The 4,965-nt window shown below is 72.1% G+C and carries 6 protein-coding genes and 1 pseudogene; 1 reads left to right on the forward strand and 6 read right to left on the reverse strand.

The features are described 5' to 3' along the window. Positions 1 to 406: 406 nt before the first annotated feature. Positions 407 to 541 (reverse strand): hypothetical protein, encoded by a 135-nt coding sequence (locus tag ACZ45Q_RS33900; RefSeq protein ID WP_468269020.1) that lies wholly within the window; start codon positions 539 to 541, stop codon positions 407 to 409. A gap of 314 nt (positions 542 to 855) precedes the next feature. Between ACZ45Q_RS33900 and ACZ45Q_RS33905 the strand changes: the two genes are divergently transcribed. Next, on the forward strand, positions 856 to 1,368 hold the full coding sequence (locus tag ACZ45Q_RS33905) for a hypothetical protein (protein ID WP_468269023.1): 513 nt from the start codon (positions 856 to 858) through the stop codon (positions 1,366 to 1,368). A gap of 125 nt (positions 1,369 to 1,493) precedes the next feature. Here ACZ45Q_RS33905 and ACZ45Q_RS33910 read toward each other — a convergent pair whose 3' ends face one another. The 5 genes and pseudogenes from ACZ45Q_RS33910 to ACZ45Q_RS33930 all read right to left on the reverse strand — a co-directional run bounded on the left by ACZ45Q_RS33910 (position 1,494) and on the right by ACZ45Q_RS33930 (position 4,853). Continuing rightward, entirely contained in the window at positions 1,494 to 2,771 is a 1,278-nt protein-coding gene (locus tag ACZ45Q_RS33910; RefSeq protein WP_468269026.1) for an MFS transporter, read from the reverse strand. Positions 2,772 to 3,034: 263 nt separating this feature from the next. Continuing rightward, positions 3,035 to 3,511: a hypothetical protein gene (locus tag ACZ45Q_RS33915; protein ID WP_468269029.1), complete on the reverse strand. Its 477-nt coding sequence runs from the start codon at positions 3,509 to 3,511 to the stop codon at positions 3,035 to 3,037. Between the two features lie 335 nt (positions 3,512 to 3,846). Then, the gene (locus ACZ45Q_RS33920) at positions 3,847 to 4,203 is read right to left on the reverse strand and encodes an SH3 domain-containing protein (RefSeq protein WP_468269032.1); all 357 of its coding nucleotides are present in this window, start codon (positions 4,201 to 4,203) and stop codon (positions 3,847 to 3,849) included. 184 nt (positions 4,204 to 4,387) lie between these two features. Beyond that, positions 4,388 to 4,540, reverse strand: a pseudogene (locus ACZ45Q_RS33925) (ATP-binding protein); the annotation flags it as partial. Then, positions 4,521 to 4,853, reverse strand: a complete 333-nt coding sequence (locus tag ACZ45Q_RS33930; protein ID WP_468269035.1) for a hypothetical protein — start codon at positions 4,851 to 4,853, stop codon at positions 4,521 to 4,523. The gene ACZ45Q_RS33930 and the pseudogene ACZ45Q_RS33925, both read right to left, overlap by 20 nt. Positions 4,854 to 4,965: the final 112 nt, after the last annotated feature.

Raw genomic sequence — 4,965 nt, forward strand, 5'->3', positions numbered from 1 at the left:
CTACGTCTGGTTACCCGCCCTCCCCCTTTTTTTTCTCTCGCTTCAGGCCGTGCGGGGGGGGATCCCCCCTTCCCTCCCCCCCCCCCCCCCCCCCCCCCCCCCCTCCCCCTTCCGCTTCCCCCCCCCCCCCCCCCCCCCCCCCCCCCCCCCCCCCACCAGTCCGTGGACGGGGCGCATGGTGTGCCCCGTTCGGCCGGTCACTGGCTGTCGGGCGTGTGCGCCTGGCGTCGTCGGCGGGATCCGGCCCACACGGCGCCGCCGCCGGCGGCCACCACGGTGCGTGCATGGCGGGGGTGAGTTCCTTGGTCAGGGAGGGGTGGTGCGGCCCGGATGCGGCAGCGCCCGCCCGGGCTGGATGGGACAAGAGGGGCCCGGGCGGGCGCTGGGGAGGGGAGGCCCTGTGCGGCTACGGGCGCGCCGTGAGCACGGCGAGCGGGCGCTCGGCGAGGTCCTCGCCCGGGCGGGCGGAGAGGCAGGGCCGGACGGACACCAGCGGGCGGACGGCGGACAGCGGGCGGGACTTGGACGGGCGCTGGTTCATCTCGAAGGCTCCTCGGAGAAGACGGTGAAGCGTCGGTTGGACAGAGGTGATCTCAGCAGGGCGGGCTCCGCGCCGCCAGAGACAAATGCGGATGAAATCCGCTAATTCCCGGGAGTGGGATATGAGTTGCTGCGGCGTTCTCGGACGCGGGACAAATTCCCTCCGACGCCGTGGCCTCGGTCCGTCCGGCGGGCCGCCCGCCTCGCGGTCGCAGTGTGACGGCGCTCACGCACGGTGTGAGCCCGCGGAACCGACAGCGGCCTCCCGGTCGGCCAGGCTCGATGGCCGAATGCCACAACGGAGGGAATGACCCGATGCCTGTACTGCGCCAGCTCACCGTCTGTTCCGCGCCCGCCACGCACGTGGTCGAGGCGCACAGCCGGAAGAAGGGACGTGTCCTGGAGTACCGGGTGGAGGTGTGTGCGAGGCGCTGGTGGCTCGCCCGGAACTGGCCCGGCCGACGCACAACGCGCGCGCCGGGCGGGCGCTGCGGGACGATGGCCGACCATCGGGCCTACACACAGGTGGTGCAGTCGCACGTCGACACGTGGATCCGGCCGCTGACCGCTCAGGATCTGGATATGCACGGCGGGGATGCCGCCGCCGCGCTGCGGGCCGCTCACCAGTGGCTGCAGGACGCGTACGGCGACCATGTGCCGGCACGAGGCGGGATCTGGCACGCCGTGGCGGCCGCACTCGGCCACGCGGGCTGGCTGGCCGAGGCAGTGGCGGCCGGTGTGCTCGAGACCAAGGCAGGCGAGCATCAGATTCTGGCGGCGCTCAGCGCGGCCGAGGCACTGGAGGGTCTGGCCTGCGGGCGGCAGTGAGAAGGCCCGCGTCCCGGCAGGCGTCGAGCGCATATCCGGGGCGCGGGCCGTGCAGGCGGATCCGGCGGTTGGCGTTCGTGGATTCGTTCCGGGAGGCGGGAGCGGTGCTCTGCGGTCCGTCCGCCTCACACCTGGGCCGTGGTGGGGGCGGGCACGGTGCGGGCCGAGAGGAGAAGCGCGCACAGAGCGGCGGCCATCAGCGGGACGGCGAAGTGGCCGCCGAGCGGGCCCGCCAGGGCGGTGCCGCCTGCGAGGCCGAGGCGGATCGCGCTGGACATCCAGCCGACCGCCTCGGTCGATGTGCCTGGTGGGGCGAGCGAGGTGACGGTCAGGCTGGCCACGGTCAGCAGGGGGACGAACAAGGCGCCGGGCAGCATCGCCAGCACGAGGATTGCCGCAGCCGGGAGTGGGGCGAGCAGAGGAAGCCATCCGGCGGCGAACGCGGCGCCCAGCAGCATCAGGTGCCCCGGCCGGGGAGCGGTCGCGGGCTGGAAGCGGGCGAACAGGACTCCGCCGAGTAGCCCCGCTGCGGAGAACACCGCGGGCAGCGCGCCCGCGAGCCAGGGCACGTCCTGCCGTTCGGCAACGACGATCCCGGCGACGTCGAGGGCGCCGACCGTGGCGCCGAGGAAGACCAGGGAGATCAGCAGGGGCCGCATGGCGGGCGGGCGCAGGACGCCGAGCCGCTGCCGGCGGCGCGGTGCGGCCCGCCATGTGCGGGCGGGGCGGGTGGTGGCGAAGGCGAGGGAGCCGGCCATGGTGACGGCGGCCGCCAGGGCGAGGGCCGCGGCCGGGGAGAGCCAGGTGGCCATCGCGATGGCCAGTGCGGGGCCGGTGACGTAGACGATCTCCTGGGTGGAGGAGTCCAGGGTGTAGGCGGTGCGGACGTGCGCGTCATCGGGCAGTACGGCGTGCCACAGCGATCGCAGCCCGCCCTCCAGCGGCGGGCATCCGGCTCCGGCCAGGGCGACGCACACGGCGGCCAGCGGCAGGTGGGAGGTGCCCATCGCGGCAAGAGTGCCCAGCGCGGTGGCAACCAGGGCGGCGCCGAGCTGGCAGGGCAGCGGCAGGCCGCGCAGGTCGGCCAGCCGCCCCAGCAGCGGCAGGCCGAGCGCCGGGGCGATGCCGTAGAGCGCGGCCAGCAGACTGGCAGTCGCCAGGGAGTGACCGTCCCGCTCTGCCGCCAGGATCAGGGCGACGGGCACCATGCCCAGCGACAGACGGCCGGTCACCGAAGAGATCAGCAGACGGCTGCAATATCGGTGGCGCAGTACATCGCGGAACGTCGGCGGGGTGGCCCGTGGCGCCGGATCGCTGACCGGCGCGGGCGGGGGTGACGGCTGCGGTGCGCGGGTCGGCGCCTGGGTGGTGCGGGGGACGTCGCGGACCTGCGCGTGGGCCATCGCCTACCTGCCTCTGCAGAAGGGGAATCGTGGGTGCGGGAAAAGGCCGCCGTCCGTGCGCCGGGGCCCAGGGGGACAGGCGGCGGCATACGGACGGCGGCAGCGGCGAAAGACGTACAGCCGCCATGGCGAGAAGCCCAGCAGGCCGCCAAGCTGCCCTCAACGTCGCTTCCGGCGGGACGGACAGCATCTGGGCCCCCTCCCGCCCCTTGGGGCGGCAATCGGGCACCTCGGTCCGCCACGCGACGCCCTTGGCGCGTTGATCAGCCGCAGTGCTTCCCGGAGTAGCTGCTCCAGGCGGTCGAGGAGTCCCAGGTGGCGTTGTAGGAGAAGCCCCCCTCGAAGTCGATGCACGTGTTGCGGGCGGAGACGTAGACCGGTCCCGCGTACTTGGTGAAATTGGCCTGGTATCCGTCGAGTGCGGCCCAGCCGGACCCGCTCTTGCCGATCTTGACTTTGATCCCGCGAGGCAGGTGGACCCCGTCGATCGGCCTGGCGATGGCACAGTTCTTGCCGGTGGAGCGGGAGTAGTAGATATCGATGTACCCCTTGGTCTTGCCGGCGTCGTGCGTCCAGTACATGGCCTTGATCGGCCACGACTTCAGGAATGCGTAGCTGGATCCGCAGGCGTTGATCCGCGGGGTAGCGGCGGCCTCGGTGGTGGTTCCGACGACGACCGCGCCGGCCAGCATGGCCAGCGAGGCTGCTGTGAGGGCCGTCTTGCGGAGAGCTGCTGACATGTGACTGATCTCCTTGATCGAGGCCAGGCCAGGCCAGGCAGGTGCTGCCGTTCCTGCCGCCCGGAGTGAAAGCGGGGGGGGGTGTGCCGCTGCAGGGGTGAGGACCACGTGTCGACCCCGGACCAAAGCGCCCACTGGCATCCCGCTGGGCAGCGCGATGCTCGGTTGTCCTGCTTGGCGTCCCGTGGACGTGGCCGTTCCTCCGCCGGGCAGCCGCTACTGGTTCGGGAGGGGGACGTAACCCGTGGTTTCCCGCGCCGAGCCCTGTCGACCACTGGGCGAAGTCCACCAGTTGGGCCAAGGGCCCCGGCGCGCGTACGGAAGGTCGTGACTGTTCAGCCCGCCAGGCTGATCAGGCCGTCGCTGCGCACCCACCCCTTGGTGCCCTTGCGGATCCCGGACTTGGAGCTGATGATCTGGGCGTAGTCCCAGTTGCCCTTGCTGCACATCACGGTGAGCCCGTCGCCGCGGTACAGGTATCCGAGGCTCTTGTAGCCGGTGGAGGGGCCGGAGCGGAAGTTCCAGGCGTTTTTGCCCGCGGTGGCACTGAAGTTGGCCCAGTTGCGGGTGCACTGGCTGTTCTCACCGACAGCGTGGGCGGCCGGCGCGGTGGTGACGGTCAGGGCTGCTGCTGCGGCCACCGCCATGACGGCGGGGACTACGGCAGCACGGGTCGCGATACGGCGGATCATCGGGGAGCCCTTTCGAAGAACGTGGCGCGGAAGTGGCCTGGGGGTCGATGCTGCGCACCGGGGCTCGGTCGGTGAGCGGATCGGCCGCCCGGTTCCCGCGGCCTGCAACGGCGACCTGGGGTGCCGTTCCGCAGGGCGGGAGTAGCAGTGCGACCAGCTGCTTGGGTGGCGCAGCCGGCCGCGCCGAGAGCCGGTCGACGATGGCCGCGCAGAGGCGGAGGTCGGTGAAGGTCTTGGTCCCACCTCCGAAGGACTCGTTGGAGGCGATGGCGACGCTGTTCTTCTGCTTGCGTTCGGTCAGGACCTGGAAGAGGAGTTCAGCACCGTGGCGGTCGAGTGCGGGCGGCGGGCGACCCGGTGAGGACGTCGGCCGCGATGACCAGCGGCATGAGAAGGACGACCGCGACCAGGCCCACGAGCCCGGCGAGGTGGAGCACCGCTCCCAGCAGTCCGAGCAGCACGGTGACCAGCGGCCACGCTGCGGCCGTCAGCCACAGGGCGATGGCGCGGATTCCGTACCCGGTGGCGAGGGTGACGCCGCACACGAGCGTGGCCATGGCGGCCAGGGCGAGATACGGCAGACCGCGCCGGACGAGCGGCCCGGCGGCGCGCAGCAGCAGACGGATGACGGTGCTCAGGATCCAGGTCACCGGTCCACCCCGGGCGTGGTGGCTTCGTTGATCTCTAGGAACAGCGATTGTCGACCGGTTTCGGAGGCAGGTGGTGATCGCTGGACTGACGGCTGTCGATGAGAAATGACGG

The sequence above is a fragment of the Streptomyces sp. NPDC031049 genome, assembly GCF_055571015.1.

Bases quoted from the DNA above. Each gene is read 5' to 3' on its own strand.
- ACZ45Q_RS33915 (WP_468269029.1), bottom strand. From the start codon at position 3,511: ATGTCAGCAGCTCTCCGCAAGACGGCCCTCACAGCAGCCTCGCTGGCC.
- ACZ45Q_RS33905 (WP_468269023.1), top strand. From the start codon at position 856: ATGCCTGTACTGCGCCAGCTCACCGTCTGTTCCGCGCCCGCCACGCAC.
- ACZ45Q_RS33910 (WP_468269026.1), bottom strand. From the start codon at position 2,771: ATGGCCCACGCGCAGGTCCGCGACGTCCCCCGCACCACCCAGGCGCCG.
- ACZ45Q_RS33920 (WP_468269032.1), bottom strand. From the start codon at position 4,203: ATGATCCGCCGTATCGCGACCCGTGCTGCCGTAGTCCCCGCCGTCATG.
- ACZ45Q_RS33900 (WP_468269020.1), bottom strand. From the start codon at position 541: ATGAACCAGCGCCCGTCCAAGTCCCGCCCGCTGTCCGCCGTCCGCCCG.